A 17705-nucleotide genomic window follows, 5' to 3' on the forward strand; every position below is an offset into this window, starting at 1 on the left:
CAAATCCTACAGATTGTTCTTTAGCTGATGGTAGTATTACCATTTCAGATTTGAATGCAAGTACAGACTACACCGTGACTTATAATTATTTAGGAACACCAGTAACAGTGATTCAAATGTCTGATGCCTCAGGTGATTTATTAATTGCAGGATTATCATCAGGCGTGTATGATACCATTGTTGTTACAGAAGATGCTACAGGCTGTACAGATAACTTAGGCGATTTAGAATTAGAAGCGCCAACTTTAGTAGCTTCAATAGTATCAACAAATCCTACAGATTGTTCTTTAGCTGATGGTAGTATTACCATTTCAGATTTGAATGCAAGTACAGACTACACCGTGACTTATAATTATTTAGGAACACCAGTAACAGTGATGCAAATGTCTGATGCCTCAGGTGATTTATTAATCGCAGGATTATCATCAGGCATGTATGATACTATTGTTGTTACAGAAGATGCTAAAGGATGTACAGATAACTTAGGTCAAGTTGAGTTATTATGCTTTGAAGAGCAATTAGGTTGTTTTAAAACGAAACTGTTCTTCACGCCTAATAATGATGGTTTTAATGATGTCTGGAGTTTAGAATTAGAGTCTAATGAATGTCAGTATATAGTTTATATTTTTGATAAATATGGGAAATTATTAAAGACATTACACAATCAAAGTAGTAAATGGGATGGAACATATAGAGGCTTGAATATGCCTTCAGATGATTATTGGTATAGGGTTGATTATAAATATTTTGGAGAAAATTTAACATTCGTTTCTCATTTTACATTGAAACGATAGACAAAGACTAATATTTATAAACAATAGCGTTGATATGCATGCCTGCACCAACACTTGCAAATATAATCACATCACCTTTTGTAAGACTTTGGTTTTCTAATTTATTGTTTTTTACCAAATCAAATAAAGTCGGTACAGTGGCTACCGAACTATTTCCTAGTTTTTGAATACTCATAGGCATGATGTCTTCGGGAATGTCTATATTATATAGTTTGTAAAAGCGCGCTAAAATAGCTTCGTCCATTTTTTCATTAGCTTGATGGATAAATATTTTTTTTACATCTTGAATGGCTACACCACTTTTATCTAAACAATTTTTCATTGCTTGAGGGACATTAGTTAAAGCAAATTCATAGATTTTTCTACCATCCATTTTAATGTATTTAGTATCTGGACAGAGCGTTTGGTTATTAGATTTTCCAAAATGGAGGTAGTATGCTTCATCATAGGTGTAGCTTGCGGTTTCATGCGCCAAAACACCATCATCGCCTTCAGTGGCCTCTATAATGGTAGCTCCAGCACCATCGCTATAAATCATAGAATCCCTGTCATGAATATCAACAACTCTTGATAAGGTTTCAGAACCTACAACTAGACACCTTTTTGCCATTCCAGCTTTAATAAAAGCTTGTGCCTGTATAACACCTTCAATCCAACCAGGACAACCAAAAAGGATGTCGTAAGCCACGCATTTAGGGTTTTTTATACGTAAACTATGCTTAACTCTTGAGGCTAAACAGGGCAAAATATCACTTTGAATGGTGTTATGTTTTACATCGCCAAAATTATGTGCAACAATAATATAATCTAATGTTTCAGGATCTATACCAGCATCTGCAATGGCTTTTTCAGCTGCAAAAAAACCAAGGTCTGAAGAGGTTAAATGCTCGCTTGCATAACGTCGTTCTCCAATTCCTGTAATGGCTTTGAACTTTTTAACAATAATTTCATTGGGATGATTTATTGAGGAGCCATCAGTATTTAAAAATTCATGCTGATGAAAATCTTCATTTTTTTCTACGACATCTGGTATATAGCTACCAGTTCCTGTGATTTTTATTGCCATGATTTTATTGTTAATACGTTAGGCTATTACGAAACTAATCAATATAATGAAAAATAAGGCATGTTTTACATTTATTAGTCGCATTTTTATCAAATTCCTAAAAATTAAGCACTTTATTTTACTAATAATAATATTAAAGCCTTCTATTAAGAAGGCTTTAATTATTTGTTTTCGAAAGAAAATTATGCGTCAATATACTCTTCAATAGGTGCACAAGTACAAATTAGGTTTCTATCACCATAAGCATCATCAACACGTCTTACACTAGGCCAGAATTTATTGTCTTGAACGTACTCTAAAGGATAAGCCGCTGTTTCCCTTGAATAAGGTAAATGCCATTCATTAGCAGTTACCATTGCTAAAGTATGTGGTGCGTTTTTAAGGACATTATTTGTATCTTCTTTAGTTGTGCTGTCAATCTCTTTCCTAATAGAAATCATAGCATCACAAAAACGATCAATTTCTTGCTTGCTCTCACTTTCTGTTGGTTCAATCATTAAGGTTCCTGCTACAGGGAATGAAACTGTTGGTGCATGGAAACCATAATCCATTAAACGTTTTGCAATATCTGTAACTTCTATACCATTGGCTTTAAATTCACGACAATCAACTATCATTTCATGTGCAGCACGACCTCTTTCACCAGAATATAAGGTATCAAAACTTCCTTGTAATCGATGTTTGATATAGTTTGCATTTAAAATAGCAATTTTCGTAGATTGAGTTAAGCCCTCTGCGCCTAGCATTTTAATATAGCCATAGGAAATTAAGCACGCTAAAGCTGAACCAAATGGTGCAGATGAAATAGCAGTAATCGCTTGTGCTCCTCCAGTCTTTACGATTGGGTTTCCAGGTAAGAAAGGGACTAATTGTTTAGCAACACAAATTGGTCCTACACCTGGTCCACCACCACCATGAGGAATAGCAAACGTTTTATGTAAATTAAGATGACAAACATCTGCACCAATGTTTCCTGGATTAGTAAGTCCTACTTGAGCATTCATATTAGCGCCATCCATATAAACCTGTCCACCATTATCATGAATAATCTTAGTGATTTCTTTAATTGATGCTTCATATACACCATGAGTAGAAGGGTAAGTAACCATTAAACAGGATAAATTATCTTTGTGTAGTAGTGCTTTTTCTCGTAAATCTTCTACGTCTATATTACCTTCTGCAGTAGATTTTGTGACCACGACTTTCATTCCTGCCATTACAGCACTAGCCGGATTTGTGCCATGTGCAGAACTTGGAATTAAGCAAACATTTCTATGATGGTCACCTCGAGATTCATGGTAAGCTTTTATTACCATTAGCCCAGCAAATTCACCTTGAGCTCCAGAGTTTGGTTGTAAAGATGTTGCAGCAAAACCAGTAATTTCAGTCAGTTGATCTTCTAGTTCTTTTAAAATAGTTGCATAGCCTCTAGCTTGTTTTAAAGGTGCAAAAGGGTGAATATTTCCCCATTTAAACCAGCTTAAAGGGAGCATTTCTGCAGCAGCATTTAATTTCATGGTACATGACCCTAAAGAAATCATCGAGTGATTTAAGGATAAGTCTTTACGTTCAAGTTTCTTAATGTATCGCATTAATTCGGTTTCCGAATGATGCGAATTAAAGATGTCAAGTGTCAAGAAATCTGTTGTTCTTTTTAGTGCTTTAGGAATATTATTTCCTTCAGTAAACGAGGATATTGAAAAAGTGTCTTTGTTGGCTACTTCAGCAAAAATAGAAATGATATAATTTATATCTCTAACCGAAGTTGTTTCGTTTAAAGCAATATAAACAGTTTCCTCATCTGGATAGAAAAAATTAACTTTCTTTTCTTTGGCTACTTTTTTTACTTTTTTCGCATCAGTTTTAATTTGAAGCGTGTCAAAGTACGATGTGTTTGCTTGCTGAAATCCTAATTTTTCTAATGCATTCGCTAATGTTGTAGCCGAATGGTGTACTTGATCTGCAATAAATTGTAATCCTTTCGGTCCATGGTAAACAGCATACATTCCTGCCATTACTGCTAATAAAACTTGTGCAGTACATATATTAGATGTTGCTCTATCCCGTTTAATATGTTGCTCACGAGTTTGTAAAGCCATACGTAATGCTCTGTTTCCATTAGTATCTTTGGTCACACCAATAATTCTACCAGGAATATCACGTTTGTAATCTTCTTTGGTTGCAAAATAAGCAGCATGTGGTCCGCCATAACCCATTGGAATCCCAAATCGTTGGGTTGTACCTACAACAACATCTGCACCAAATTTACCAGGAGCCTCTAGTTTTACTAAACTTAAAATATCTGCAGCGACAGCTACTTTAATTTGTGCTACTTTTGCTTTAGCGATAAACGATTTTATATCAGTAATTTGGCCGTTTTTTCCTGGATATTGAAGAATGGCTCCAAAGAATTCCGAAGAAAAATTAAAATCATCTTCGTTACCTATAACCAAATCAATTCCAATAGGATTAGCTCTTGTTTGTAATAAAGAAATAGTTTGTGGCAAGCAAAGTTCTGAAACAAAAAACTTATTTATACCAGCTTTTTTTTGGTCACGTTCGCGAACAGCAAAAAGCAAACTCATCGCTTCAGCAGCTGCAGTACTTTCATCTAAGAGCGAAGCATTTGCTAAGGCCATTCCAGTAAGGTCTGTAATCATAGTTTGGAAGTTTAAAAGGGCTTCTAAACGACCTTGAGCAATTTCAGCTTGATATGGTGTATAGGCTGTGTACCATCCAGGATTTTCTAAAATGTTGCGTTGAATTACTGGAGGTAAAATCGTAGGATGATAGCCTAAACCTATATATGTTTTATAAACTTTATTTTTTTTAGCAACTTCATTAAGATGTACTAAATATTCTTGTTCACTCATCGGTTCATCCAAATCCAGCCCTTTTTGTAGCCTTATATCATCTGGAACAGTTTCATATATAAGTTGGTCTAAACTATCTATACCAATGGTTTTAAGCATTTGGTTTTGGTCGTCTTCTCTAGGACCAATATGACGAAGTGCAAAAGCATTTGTGTTCATTCTTGAAAAGTTGAGTTTTTGTCACGCAAAAATAAGGAATTGTTCAAGTTATTTTAGGTCTATATCTCAAAGTTTTTAACCAAAAAGAAAGGTTATTAACAGTTTGCGTATTTTTGTATATGCGAATCTTAAAGCACATTTTAGATTTTTATACTAATGCTAGTATTCATGTGGCCTTAAGCGTCTATGCTTTAACATGGATTACCCTTTTAGAATTTGGTATTTCGTATGACGAATCTGTCTTGTATTTTAATTTTTTTGGAACTATAACTGGATATAATTTTGTGAAGTATTTTGGTTTGGCCAAGTTTCATCATAGAAGCTTAGCTAACTGGTTAAAAGTGATTCAATTATTTTCATTGATTTGCTTTGTGGCACTCTGCTATTATGCTTTTCAATTAGAAATTAAAACATGGCTCTATATTTTGGTTCTAGGCGCAATTACTTTTTTTTATGCGATTCCTTTTTTACCACGAAATGTGTTTGTAGATAAGCATCATAATTTACGTCAGATTAGTGGACTTAAAATTTACGTAATTGGTTTAGTGTGGAGTGGTGTTACTGTATTTCTTCCGATAATTGATAACGAAATACCATTAACCTTAGATGTTTTTATAACCGCTTTCCAACGGTTTGTATTGGTGTTGGTTTTAATGATTCCTTTTGAAATAAGAGATTTGAGATATGATAGTTTAAAATTATCAACAATACCACAACGAATTGGAGTTAAAAAAACGAAGATTATAGGAATATTATTAGTGATGCTTTTTTTCTTTTCGGAATTTTTTAAAGATCAAATTTATCAAGCTAACACTCTAATATTATTAGTATTTACGTTTATACTTTTACTTTTTATCGCCTTCTCAAGAGAAAATCAAGGCAAATATTATAGTGCTTTTTGGGTGGAAGGTTTACCTATTTTATGGTTAATCTTGGTGCTCTTTTATGGCTTCGGTTAAAGACTCGTTTAAAGCTTCTTTTTCTTTAGTACTCATACACTCTATTCTTGAATCTTTAACAATCTTTGTCAGTTTTTGATTGTTGTTAGTATATTTTCTGCAAGCTCTACAATAGAGTAGGTGTATCGTTAGTTTGATTTTCTCAATTAAAGACGCTTCTTTATATTGAGTTTTGTCACATACATGATTTGCTTTTTCACAAGCTTTTCTTATACTATTTTCTTTAGACATCATTTAAAACCAGTTTTTTTCCATACATGCTGCCATTGTTGTACGAGCTCTATGAATAATAACCCAAAGATTAGACGCAGTTATGTTTAGTTCATTACAAATTGTTTCAGTATCAAGACCTTCAATAGTTTTTTTTCTGAAAACAGCAGCCTGTTTTTCTGGAAGTTGGTCTAAGCAATCATAAATAGCATTGCCTAGTTCTTCATTCTCTATAGTGTCTTCAGCTGTTTTGTCAAAAGGATCTGCAACGCGTTCTTCTAACCAATCACCTTCAGTTTCAGAATCGCTATTATAACTCATTCTAACTTCAGCTTTACCTTTATTAGAATTGATTTTTCTATAATAGTCTATAATTTTTCGTTTTAAAATAGAAACCAACCAAGTGCGTTCACTGGCTTCACCTTTAAAATTTTTCATAGATTTTAAGCCAGCAAAAAAAGTGTCTTGTACCAAGTCTTTCGCCAAATCTCTATCATTGACTCGAGAAATGGTGTAATTGAATAAGTAATCTGAGTACAAATCAATCCATTTATTTGGATCTATAAAATGCTTAGGCATATTTATCTAGCTAGTTTTTTTTCAAAAGTAAGAAAATAGGATTAATAATTAATCAATCAAGTCTTTTAACGCCATATCAATAGTGTTAAAATTAAATGTAAATCCGCATTTTAATAGCTTTTTCGGAATGACATTTCGGCTCTTTAGGATAAGATCAGTTTCTGTTCGCATGAAAAATGCACCTATCTCTAATATAAATTTAGGGCTTGGAATTCCAATAGGCATATTCAGAGTCTTTCTAAAGGTTTTCATTAAAACTTTGTTAGTAACTGGGTTTGGCGCACAAAAATTAAATGGTCCTTTTGCCTTCTCATTCTGGATTAAAAAATCGATAGCTCTAGCAAAATCGTGTTTATGTATCCAGCTTACTTTTTGTTTACCATTGCCTGCGTTTCCTCCTAAACCAAATTGGGTTAATTTTTTTAGAGGAACAAATGCACCATCCTCTTCTCCTAGAACTAGTGAAGTGCGGATGACAAGTTTTCGAGTTTTAGGGTTTTCATATTTATAAAAGGCCGCTTCCCATAAAGTAGCCACTTCTTTTTCAAAATCGTCACCTATTTGATGGTTGTTTTCACTCATTTCAACATCATAAGAAGACTTATAAATTGATGTTGTAGAAGAATTCATCCAAACTTTCGGAGGGTTTTTACAGGCTTCTATGGCTTTACCTAAAACTTCTGTAGAGTTAACTCTGGACGAAATAATTAATTGTTTGTTTTTATCTGTGAATCTACAATTTATGTTTTTTCCTGTAAGATTAATTAAAGCGTCTAAGTTTTCTAATTCTTTACTCCATGAATCTTCAATATGTTTAGCATTCCAATAGATTTCATTTGCGCGTTTTGGACTTCTAGTAAGGATTTTTACTTGATAACCTTTACTGCTAAAGAAACGTTCTAAGACGCGTCCTATAAAACCCGAACCACCTGCAATTAGTATTGTTTTCATGAATTTATTTAATAAGTCCAGCTCTTTTTAATAAAGCTTCAGGTTTAGGTTCGTGACCTCTAAAACGTTTATAAAGTGTCATAGGATCTTCGATGCCACCTTTGCTTAATACATTATCCTTAAATTTATTGGCTACTGTTCTGTTGAAAATGCCTTCGGCTTTAAAATATTCAAAAGCATCTGCGTCTAGGACTTCAGCCCATTTATAGCTATAATAACCAGAAGAATAACCACCTTGAAAGATATGCGAAAAAGAAGTGCTCATGCAGTTTTCTGCAACGTCTGGATACAATTTTGTGCTATTAAAAGCTTCTGTTTCATGAGTTTTAACATCATCAATATTTGAAGGGTCTTGTCCATGCCACGACATGTCTAGTAAACCAAAGCTTAACTGACGTAAGGTTTGCATGCCTTCATGAAAAGTTGCAGATTCTTTTATTTTTTCAACCAAGGCCATTGGAATAATTTCACCAGTTTCATAATGTTTTGCAAAAAGCTCTAGAGCTTCTTTTTCGTAGCACCAATTCTCTAAAACTTGACTAGGTAATTCAACAAAATCCCAATACACGCTTGTACCAGAGAGGCTAGGGTAAGTTGTATTTGCTAGCATACCATGTAAAGCATGACCAAATTCATGAAAGAGTGTAGTGACTTCGTTAAATGTTAAAAGTGATGGTTTACTTTTTGTAGGTTTTGTAAAGTTGCAGACTATAGAAATGTGAGGTCTGTTATTTACACCATCTTTTATACTTTGTGGTTTATAACTGGTCATCCATGCACCATTGCGTTTACCTGGTCTTGGGAAAAAATCGGCATAGAATATTGAAACCAATTCACCAGATGCATCTACAACCTTATAAGTTAAAACATCTTCATGATATTTATCTATGGTATTGATTTCTTTAAATTGTAAACCGAATAATTTTTGAGCAACAGTAAATGCACCATGAATAACATTTTCTAACTTGAAATACGGCTTTAATTGTTCTTCATCTAGACTGAATAATTTTTGCTTTAATTTTTCAGAATAATAGGCAGAATCCCATTTTTGTAATTGATCAATACCATCTAATTTTTTAGCAAAGTTCTCAAGGTTTTTAAACTCGCGTAAAGCTGCAGGTTTGGCTTTTTCTAATAATTCATTTAAAAAGCGTTGAACTGTTTCAGGTGTTTTGGCCATACGCTCTTCTAAAACAAAATGAGCATGTGTTTTATAGCCTAGTAAATTTGCACGTTGATGACGAAGTTTTGCAAGTTTTAAAACAATATCTTGGTTGTCTAGATGATTACCTTTAAAAGCTTTTGCTCCAGACGCAATGGCTAATTTTTTACGCAATTCTCGGTTGTTAGCATAAGTCATAAATGGAATATAACTAGGGTAATCTAAGGTAACCATCCACCCTTTTTTTTGTTTAGATTCTGCGATTTGTTTTGCAGCTTCTTTTGCACCTTCTGGTAATCCTGACAAATCATTTTCATCAGTGATTAACATTTCAAAAGCATTTGTTTCAGCTAAAACATTTTCGCCAAATTTTAATTTTAATTGACTTAAGTTTTTATCAATGCTTCGAAGTTGTAACTTCTTCTCCTGTGATAAATTAGCTCCATTTCTTGAAAAACTTTTATATTTTTTATCAAGTAGAGTCTTTTGTTCTGTAGTTAATTCTAAATGCGATTGAGTATCATAAACTGCTTTTACGCGTTTAAATAAACCTTCATTAAGTGTGATGTCGTTACTAAATTCTGATAATAGTGGAGAAACTTCTTGGGCAATTTTTTGAATAGTTTCATTTGTTTCAGCAGAATTTAAATTAAAAAATAAACTTGATATTCTGTCTAGTTGTTCTCCAGAAAATTCTAAGGCTTCAATAGTATTTTTGAACGTTGGAGCCTCACTATTTTTTAGGATGTTATCAATTTCGGTCTTAGCAACTTTAATCGCATGTTTAAAAGCAGGTAGAAAATCGTTGTTTTTTATTTTAGAGAATGGAGCAGATTGAAATTCTGTTTTAAATGATTCTAAAAGTATATTCTTTGACATTTTTAAATTTTTGTTAAAATTCAATTTTATTATGCACGCATAATAACTATTACTTATATTTGCTTAAATTTTTTATTGAGTGTGGTTACTCATAATTAAATAGTTGGTTAGTATTTATTAAACCTCGATTGGCGTCGAGGTTTTTTCTTTCATAATAATTGAAATTTATGTGTTTCATCGATTTTGTTTACTCTTTATCAAAAAAAACAAATTCAACGCTTAATTTTAAATGAATAAACTAATTATAGTATAATTTTGAGTAATGGTTTTTTTATTTGAGATTTATCTCATATTAAGAAATTAATTGATAGCGTTTGTAACCTCAAGAGAAATCTTGAGGTTATTTTTTTATAAATTTTTTGAAGATTCGTTGACTTTAATTTTCAAACCTTCTTTATAAGCTAATATTTTATCTAAAACACAAGAATCAGATGTGCCAATAATTTGGGCTGCAAGAATTCCTGCGTTTTTTGCGCCATTTAATGCAACAGTAGCAACTGGGACACCTCCAGGCATTTGTAAAATAGATAAAACAGAATCCCAACCATCAATAGAATTACTGCTTTTAACTGGAACTCCAATAATTGGAAGAGGCGATAAAGATGCAATCATTCCTGGTAAATGTGCTGCACCTCCAGCACCAGCAATAATAACAGAAATTCCGTTTTTATGAGCATTTTTTCCATAATCGAACATCTTGTCTGGTGTGCGATGGGCCGAAACAATATCGACTTCCACTTCAATATCAAACCCTTTTAAAATATCAATAGCATCTTGCATTACTGGAAGATCGCTTTTGCTGCCCATGATTATTCCTACTTTACTCATGTTATTTACTTATTACTTTAATTGTGTTTTTAACTTTTTCAGCAATTATTCTTGCTTCATTTATATCTTCGTGTACAATAGTCACATGTCCCATTTTTCTAAATGGCCGCGTTTTTTTCTTACCATAAATATGAGGTGTAACGCCTTCCATATTCATAATTTCTTCAATGTGTTCATAAACAACATTTCCTTCGTGGCCTTCTTCACCTACCAAATTTACCATAATTCCACCAACTTTACTAGCTGTACTCCCAAAGGGTAAATTTAAAATAGCTCGTATATGCTGTTCAAATTGTGAGGTGTAATTGGCTTCAATAGTTTGATGGCCTGAGTTATGAGGTCTTGGAGCAACTTCATTGATAATTATATCATCGCTTTGCGTTAAAAATAATTCAACAGCTAATAGGCCAACATGTTTAAGTGCATCTGATGTTTTTAAAGCAATGTGTTCTGCTTTTTTTGCAATTTCTGAATCAATTCTTGCTGGGCAAATCACATATTCAACTTGGTTTGCTTCAGGGTGAAATTCCATTTCTACAACAGGAAAAGTCTTGATTTCACCTTTAATGTTTCTAGCAACAATTACAGATAACTCTTTCTTAAAAGGGATTAATTCTTCTGCAATACATTCACCTTTTGGTAAAAGCTCTAAATCATCTAGGCTTCTAACGACTTTAACTCCAGTTCCATCATAACCAAATTGAGTTGCCTTCCAAACAAACGGAAACTTTAGTCCACCATTTTCAATAGTGTCTTTTATTTCAGATTTATAGGCAAACCGCGAGAAAGGCGCTGTTGGTAAATTATGGTCTATATAAAATAGTTTTTGAGTCGCTTTATTTTGAATGATTCGTAAAGTATCGGAAGAAGGATATACTTTTACACCTTCCTTTTCTAATTTGTCCAGCGCATCAACATTAACATTTTCAATTTCAATGGTTAACACATCTACCTGTTTTCCAAATTGATAAACTGTTTCAAAATCCATTAAACTTCCAAGGTGAAACTCATGACTCCCAATTTTACAAGGAGCTTCGTTGTTAGCATCTAAAACACAAGTGTAAATATCAAACTTTCTAGTTTCGTTAAGTAACATTTTACCGAGCTGACCTCCACCAAGAATTCCAAGTTTAAAATCTGAAGAAAAATAATTCATTGTGTTGTGCAATTAATCTTGAATACAAAAGTACACTTAAATATCAAATTGTTTCTAAATTCATAAATCAAAAAATCGTAAAAGCTTAATCAAATCATTATCTTTGCTAAGTATTAATAAAAAACAAGGGTGTCCTAAATGATTAAGCTTCACGATTTATATTTTAAACCGTTTATATCTGCTGAAGAGATTGATGCTGCAGTTCAAAAAATGGCTGATCAAATCGCTTTAGATTTAGGAGATGAAGTTCCTGTATTTGTAGGAATTTTAAATGGCTCGTTTATGTTAGTAAGCGATTTTGTAAAAAAATACCCTAAGCCATGCGAAGTCACTTTTATAAAGTTAGCGTCTTATGAAGGTTTAAAATCTTCTGACGATATTCAACGACTTATTGGTTTAACTCAGGACTTAACTGGAAGAAGTGTAGTGATTTTAGAAGATATAATAGATTCTGGAAAAACACTTTCTGAAGTGCATAGAATTTTTAAAAATGAACAGGTCAAAACTCTAAAAATAGCCACTTTATTTTACAAACCTGAAGCCTATAAAAAAGATTATAAATTACATTACATTGGTATTGAAATACCTGATAAATTCATAGTTGGTTACGGACTAGATTATGATGGGTTAGGTCGTGATTTACCTGAAGTTTATCAAATAAAAACAACACAACACATGACAAATTTAGTCCTATTTGGACCTCCTGGAGCAGGAAAAGGAACACAAGCAAATTTTTTAAAAGAGCAATACAATTTAGTACATATTTCTACAGGTGATGTTTTTCGTTTTAATATTAAAAATGAAACCGCTTTAGGCATGTTGGCTAAATCTTATATGGATAAAGGCGAGTTGGTTCCAGATCAAGTGACTATTGATATGTTAGAAGCTGAAGTAGAAAAAAATGCTGATGCACAAGGGTTTATTTTTGATGGTTTTCCAAGAACAAATGCTCAAGCTGATGCTTTAGATCAATTAATGCAGCGTAAAGATTCGCAAATTAATGCCATGATTGCTCTTGAAGTAGATGATGAAGTACTTGTACAGCGTTTATTGGAACGCGGAAAAACAAGTGGTAGAGCAGATGATGCAGACGAAAGCATTATAAGAAATAGAATAAAAGAATACTATACTAAAACAGCAATTCTTAAAGATTACTATACTGCCCAAGACAAGTATTTTGGTGTCGATGGTATTGGTAGTATTGAAGAAATAACAGTTCGATTAAGTAAGGTTATAGACCAACTATAAACTTCCATAAATTTAAACCCTTTTTATGACTAACGATTTGAAATTTAAAGGTAAACAATTAGTAGTTCTTAAGTATTTTTCAAACGAAGTTTTAAACTAAATAATTATGACTGAAGGTAACTTTGTCGACTATGTGAAAATGCACGTTTCTTCAGGAAAAGGTGGTAAAGGTTCTGTACACTTACATCGTGAGAAATTTATTACCAAAGGTGGTCCAGATGGTGGCGATGGTGGTCGTGGAGGTCATGTTATTATTAAAGGGAACGCTAACTTATGGACACTTTTACACCTTAAGTTTAAACGCCATATTAAAGCAGGTCATGGTGGACATGGGAGTAAGAGTAGAAGTAGTGGTTCTGATGGAGAAGATGTTTATATAGAAGTGCCTCTAGGGACAGTTGTAAGAGATACAGAAACGAACGATGTTATTTTTGAAATCACTAAAGATGGTGAAGAAAGAATTATTGCTGAAGGAGGAAAAGGTGGTCGTGGAAACTGGCACTTTAAGTCTTCAACCAATCAAACACCACGTTATGCTCAACCTGGAATGCCACTTGAAGAAAGTGACATTACTCTAGAGCTTAAAGTTCTTGCTGATGTTGGTTTGGTTGGATTTCCAAATGCTGGAAAATCGACGCTATTATCTGTAGTCACTTCTGCAAAACCAAAGATAGCCGATTATGAATTCACAACACTTAAACCCAATTTGGGTATTGTTAAGCATCGTGAGTTCCAAACTTTTGTTATGGCAGATATTCCTGGAATTATTGAAGGTGCAGCAGAAGGAAAAGGACTTGGTTATTACTTTTTACGTCATATTGAACGAAATTCTATTTTACTATTTTTAATTCCTGCTGATGCAGATGATATTAAAAAACAATATGATATTCTATTAGATGAGTTAAGACGATATAATCCTGAAATGCTTGATAAAGACCGAATGATTGCGATATCTAAATGCGATATGCTTGATGATGAATTAAAGGCAGAACTCAAAGAGGAATTAGATAATCACTTGCCTATAGAATATATGTTTATCTCGTCTGTAGCGCAACAAGGTTTAACAGAATTAAAAGACAAACTCTGGAATATGTTAAATGATTAAATTTTAGCACAATTATGAAGGCTTACATTAAAAGTATAGTTGAAATAAATGATAACAAGCTTAGCAAATACTTTGCTTTTTTTATTCAAGCTTTAATTTTACTTTCTATAATTACGTTTTCAATTGAAACGATACCTCATCTCAAACCACAAACTAAAACCATTTTAAGATCTATTGAACTGTTTTGTGTGATTGTATTTACTGCTGAATATCTTTTGCGCATTTATGTGACTGATAACAAGCTAAAATTCATTTTTAGTTTTTTTGGAATCATTGATTTTTTAGCCATACTGCCCTTTTATTTATCTTTTGGAGTCGATTTACGTTCCTTAAGAGCCTTACGTTTTTTACGTTTGTTTCGTATTCTCAAATTGGTACGTTATAACAACGCAATGAATCATTTTACACGAGCGATTAAATCGGCAAAAGAAGAAATCTTCCTCTTTATTTTTATAACACTAATACTTATATACTTTGCCGCTGTTGGGATTTACTATTTTGAAAATCAAGCACAACCAGAACACTTCTCTTCTATTTTTGATAGTCTCTGGTGGGCAATTATTACATTAACCACTGTAGGTTATGGCGATGTTTATCCTATTACTGTTGGTGGAAAAATATTTACTTTTATTATTTTAATGATCGGTTTAGGTATTGTTGCTATACCTACAGGAATCATTTCTTCAGCTTTAACAAAATCTATAGATAAAAAGGAATAATTTTTGATTAACTTTAATCAAAATGTGACTATGAAAGCTTTAAAAGTGTGTGTGATAGCATTACTCTTGGTGGCATGTGCGCCAATACATGTAACTCAAGATTATGAAAAGGGAACAGACTTTTCTAAATATAAGACGTATAATTATTACCAAGATATAGATACTGGCTTAAGTGCATTTGATACGAAGCGGCTGTTTTCTCTCTTAGATGAACAATTGCAGTTACAAGGTTTGGTACGTTCAGATACACCAGATTTTTATATTAATATTCAAAGTGAAGAATATCAAAACGAACAACGTAATACTGTAGGAGTAGGTGTAGGAGGAAGTGGTAGGAGTGTTGGTGGTGGTGTTTCTGTAGGAATTCCTATTGGTCAGACTCAGATTACACGACAAATTATTTTTGAATTTGTAGACGAAAATGAGGTTGGACTATTTTGGGAAGCTGTAAGTGAGAGTCGCTATAATCCAAAAGCATCACCTGAAAAACGCGAAGAACGTCTAAGAGTGCTCATAGAAAAAGTATTTAAAAAGTATCCTCTAAAAACAAAAAAGTAAACTAGTTTTTAATCAGTTTTTTGCTTGTAATTAAAACATCATTAGCATAAAAGTTAGCAATGTATAAGCCTTGACTTAAGGCGCTAATATTTATTTGCGATCTTTCATTATTAGAAATATCTATTGTTTTTACCTGTTTTCCATCCATACTAATAATATCAACCACAACAGTTTGACCTAAAGTGTTTTCAGATTTAATAGTGATATAATGCTTTGAAGGATTTGGATACATGGTTATATTGAATTTATTTGCTTCAACATCTTGAATCCCTAAAGTATTATCTATACTCCAGGATACAGTAGAAAAATGGAGAGATTCATGACCATCAATATCTATTAAAGTTGTCGCATCATTCACAACGACGGTTAAATTATTTAAGCCAGCATTTAAATCACTTTCTTGAACTTGTACAGCGTCCATATTGGTTGCAAAAGGACTGCCATTAAGTGTCCATGAACTTTCTAAAGTATTCGGAATAGGAGCAACGACAGTTAATTGAAAATCTATAGGAAAAGTAGGATTGTTAATCGTTGCACTAGCAGGATTATAGGAATCAATAGGAGAGGTTAAGCTGTGAATTTTTTCAATAATACCTTCTTTGCAAACAGCGCAAAAATCAAACCCTAAATATCTCATTTTACAGGTCTCGTGAGGTCTAAACCAATTTGATTCTGGTTCTGAAGCACCATAAGGGAATATGCCAACAGCATTAATTCCAACCCAATTTTTCCATTTTACAGTCAACGGATTGTTATCTTGAGTCATATTAATAGCTTCTTCAGCAAGAAGATCGCCAGGATAATATTCGTCTTTTAAGTCTACAAAAGAATGCCCTAATTCATGAATAGCAATTTCACTAGCATCAGTTCCAGTAGAAGCTACAGGAAACTCACCTCCACTTCCACCATAATAAGGTGAGTTTACTAAGATAAGCGCTTGGTCATACATTGGAAAGTTGTTAGCTAAAACAGTACTAACTAATCCTGAGTTAGGTGTATAAAGCAATCTGTGAATATTAAAACTATCGTAAGCAGTGCCAAAATAATTATCTACTGAAAGTACAGGAACAACAGGATCTGGAGGTCCAGGTTCATCAGGTGCAGTGCCAGGATGTGAAGCGCCACTTTCATTTGAAATAACTTTTATAATATATACGTTAAAATAATTTTCGTAGGACGCAAAAGGTTCTTGGCTAAACAGGTCATCCATAAACAAAGTTGCATCAGTTTCAAATTGAGTGAGTTCACCTACAGTATAACCATCCGCTAGAATAACAAGGTTAATACGCTTTTCATCAAGGCCAGAAGTTTTTATAGCTTCTACATCAAAAACTTGAGTATAAGTTAATTGAACACTAAAAAATAAAACGATTAAAAGTAAAAGTTGCTTCATGATTAATTAATTTTAGTGGTGATGTGTCTTTTTACGCCTAACGGAGTTAATTCATTAATAACTATATGTTTGGCTTTTGGTTTCAATTGTAATCTTATTGAGAATTGTGCTGAGTCTAAATCTAAAATTCGTTTTTCAAAGTTACCTAAATCGTTGACAAATTCCACTATTTTTAATAACGGATTTTGTATTGATATTTTTTCTAATTCATTAAAATCCTTATCTAGAATTAAGCATTCTAAATCTTCAATGCTTGTTTTTTCTTCGGTTTTCGACTTGTTTTTTAATTTGCCATCAGTAATTATTTGATTCATTAAAACGATAGTTTTTTCATCGCTAGCATTCTTACTAATACTATAATTTAAAAATAGAAGCTGAGGTTTTGAAATTACTTTAAGATCTTCTGAAGAAACTTGTTGTTTTGAAGCACAGGACATGACTACAAACAGAATGAAGAGTAGTGTAGTGATTTTTGTTAATTTAAAAATAGACATGGTTGTGCTTTAACTAAAAAAATGTCTTCAAAGTTAATGATTAAAGCCAGTGGAATGAAATTATATGAGAAAAAAAAAAGAGGCTTATTAAGCCTCTTTTTCTTGCTATTAACCTGCAAGTAAATCTTTATACTTGTCTTTATAACCATAAAGTGCGATACAGTTTAAGACTAATAATACTGCAGCACCTCCAATACCACCTGGATCTAATACCGCATGAAATAATACGGCATTTATTGAAATACTCATTAATATAAGTCCCATAAGAGCACCATATTTATTAAAAATTAAAGCTAAACCAGCTACAATTTCAACAATACCTACAAGAACCATTGTTTTTGCTGAGGCTAAAGCTCCAAAATAAGCGCCTGCCTCTGCTGATAATTCTGGCATTGGCATAAAATCTAAAAATTTGTTTAGTCCAAAGACTAGCACGAAGACTCCAAGTAAAATTCTTAGAACCATTAAAACTTTTGAATTCATAATGTTATTATTTGTTAGTTAGATTGTAAGTTATAAAATAGCATCATCACTATTTCTATGCATTCGTCGTATTATTAACGAGTTACTAA

Annotated in this window: 17 protein-coding genes; 6 read left to right on the plus strand and 11 right to left on the minus strand. The window is 32.8% G+C overall.

Annotated features, from left to right (window positions below):
- The coding region (locus ACFS5M_RS05235) for a T9SS type B sorting domain-containing protein (protein ID WP_379898100.1) at nt 1-794 on the plus strand (794 nt) is incomplete at its 5' end.
- A gap of 7 nt (nt 795-801) precedes the next feature.
- Here ACFS5M_RS05235 and ACFS5M_RS05240 read toward each other — a convergent pair.
- On the minus strand, nt 802-1860 hold the full coding sequence (locus ACFS5M_RS05240; RefSeq protein ID WP_183486499.1) for a 3-oxoacyl-ACP synthase III family protein: 1059 nt from the start codon (nt 1858-1860) through the stop codon (nt 802-804).
- A 182-nt stretch (nt 1861-2042) separates the two neighbouring features.
- Nucleotides 2043-4892, minus strand: coding sequence for an aminomethyl-transferring glycine dehydrogenase (gene gcvP, locus ACFS5M_RS05245; protein ID WP_183486501.1), 2850 nt, complete (start codon nt 4890-4892; stop codon nt 2043-2045).
- 119 nt (nt 4893-5011) lie between these two features.
- On the opposite strand from gcvP, the gene ACFS5M_RS05250 reads away from it, so the two are divergent.
- Nucleotides 5012-5851, plus strand: coding sequence for a hypothetical protein (locus ACFS5M_RS05250; RefSeq protein ID WP_183486503.1), 840 nt, complete (start codon nt 5012-5014; stop codon nt 5849-5851).
- Here ACFS5M_RS05250 and ACFS5M_RS05255 read toward each other — a convergent pair.
- From ACFS5M_RS05255 to ACFS5M_RS05280, 6 genes are all read right to left on the minus strand, one after another.
- Entirely contained in the window at nt 5819-6085 is a 267-nt protein-coding gene (locus ACFS5M_RS05255) for a hypothetical protein (protein WP_379898103.1), read from the minus strand. The two genes, ACFS5M_RS05250 and ACFS5M_RS05255, sit on opposite strands and share 33 nt — an antisense overlap.
- A complete protein-coding gene (locus tag ACFS5M_RS05260) occupies nt 6086-6640 on the minus strand; it encodes a sigma-70 family RNA polymerase sigma factor (protein ID WP_183486505.1) in 555 nt (184 codons plus the stop codon). It abuts the gene before it with no gap.
- 48 nt (nt 6641-6688) lie between these two features.
- Nucleotides 6689-7591 (minus strand): TIGR01777 family oxidoreductase, encoded by a 903-nt coding sequence (locus tag ACFS5M_RS05265; RefSeq protein WP_183486507.1) that lies wholly within the window; start codon nt 7589-7591, stop codon nt 6689-6691.
- A gap of 4 nt (nt 7592-7595) precedes the next feature.
- Nucleotides 7596-9632 carry a M3 family metallopeptidase gene (locus ACFS5M_RS05270; RefSeq protein WP_183486509.1) on the minus strand — a complete coding sequence of 679 codons (2037 nt, stop codon included), beginning with the start codon at nt 9630-9632 and terminating at the stop codon, nt 7596-7598.
- Nucleotides 9633-9980: 348 nt separating this feature from the next.
- Nucleotides 9981-10460, minus strand: coding sequence for a 5-(carboxyamino)imidazole ribonucleotide mutase (gene purE, locus ACFS5M_RS05275; RefSeq protein WP_183486511.1), 480 nt, complete (start codon nt 10458-10460; stop codon nt 9981-9983).
- Nucleotide 10461: 1 nt separating this feature from the next.
- Nucleotides 10462-11616, minus strand: coding sequence for a 5-(carboxyamino)imidazole ribonucleotide synthase (locus ACFS5M_RS05280; RefSeq protein WP_183486513.1), 1155 nt, complete (start codon nt 11614-11616; stop codon nt 10462-10464).
- 138 nt (nt 11617-11754) lie between these two features.
- On the opposite strand from ACFS5M_RS05280, the gene ACFS5M_RS05285 reads away from it, so the two are divergent.
- From ACFS5M_RS05285 to ACFS5M_RS05300, 4 genes are all read left to right on the plus strand, one after another.
- Nucleotides 11755-12864 (plus strand): adenylate kinase, encoded by a 1110-nt coding sequence (locus ACFS5M_RS05285; RefSeq protein WP_183486515.1) that lies wholly within the window; start codon nt 11755-11757, stop codon nt 12862-12864.
- A gap of 106 nt (nt 12865-12970) precedes the next feature.
- Nucleotides 12971-13969, plus strand: coding sequence for a GTPase ObgE (gene obgE / locus ACFS5M_RS05290; RefSeq protein WP_183486517.1), 999 nt, complete (start codon nt 12971-12973; stop codon nt 13967-13969).
- Between the two features lie 14 nt (nt 13970-13983).
- Nucleotides 13984-14688, plus strand: coding sequence for an ion transporter (locus tag ACFS5M_RS05295; RefSeq protein WP_183486519.1), 705 nt, complete (start codon nt 13984-13986; stop codon nt 14686-14688).
- 30 nt (nt 14689-14718) lie between these two features.
- Nucleotides 14719-15246: a DUF4136 domain-containing protein gene (locus ACFS5M_RS05300; RefSeq protein WP_183486521.1), complete on the plus strand. Its 528-nt coding sequence runs from the start codon at nt 14719-14721 to the stop codon at nt 15244-15246.
- Nucleotide 15247: 1 nt separating this feature from the next.
- Here ACFS5M_RS05300 and ACFS5M_RS05305 read toward each other — a convergent pair whose 3' ends face one another.
- The 3 genes from ACFS5M_RS05305 to ACFS5M_RS05315 all read right to left on the minus strand — a co-directional run bounded on the left by ACFS5M_RS05305 (nt 15248) and on the right by ACFS5M_RS05315 (nt 17616).
- Nucleotides 15248-16639: a T9SS type A sorting domain-containing protein gene (locus tag ACFS5M_RS05305; RefSeq protein ID WP_183486523.1), complete on the minus strand. Its 1392-nt coding sequence runs from the start codon at nt 16637-16639 to the stop codon at nt 15248-15250.
- A 2-nt stretch (nt 16640-16641) separates the two neighbouring features.
- Nucleotides 16642-17133 carry a hypothetical protein gene (locus ACFS5M_RS05310; protein WP_183486525.1) on the minus strand — a complete coding sequence of 164 codons (492 nt, stop codon included), beginning with the start codon at nt 17131-17133 and terminating at the stop codon, nt 16642-16644.
- 108 nt (nt 17134-17241) lie between these two features.
- Entirely contained in the window at nt 17242-17616 is a 375-nt protein-coding gene (locus tag ACFS5M_RS05315; protein ID WP_183486527.1) for a DoxX family membrane protein, read from the minus strand.
- Nucleotides 17617-17705 lie beyond the last annotated feature (89 nt).

The organism is Lacinutrix iliipiscaria, assembly GCF_042686125.1.
In the GTDB taxonomy this organism is placed as follows: domain Bacteria; phylum Bacteroidota; class Bacteroidia; order Flavobacteriales; family Flavobacteriaceae; genus Oceanihabitans; species Oceanihabitans iliipiscarium.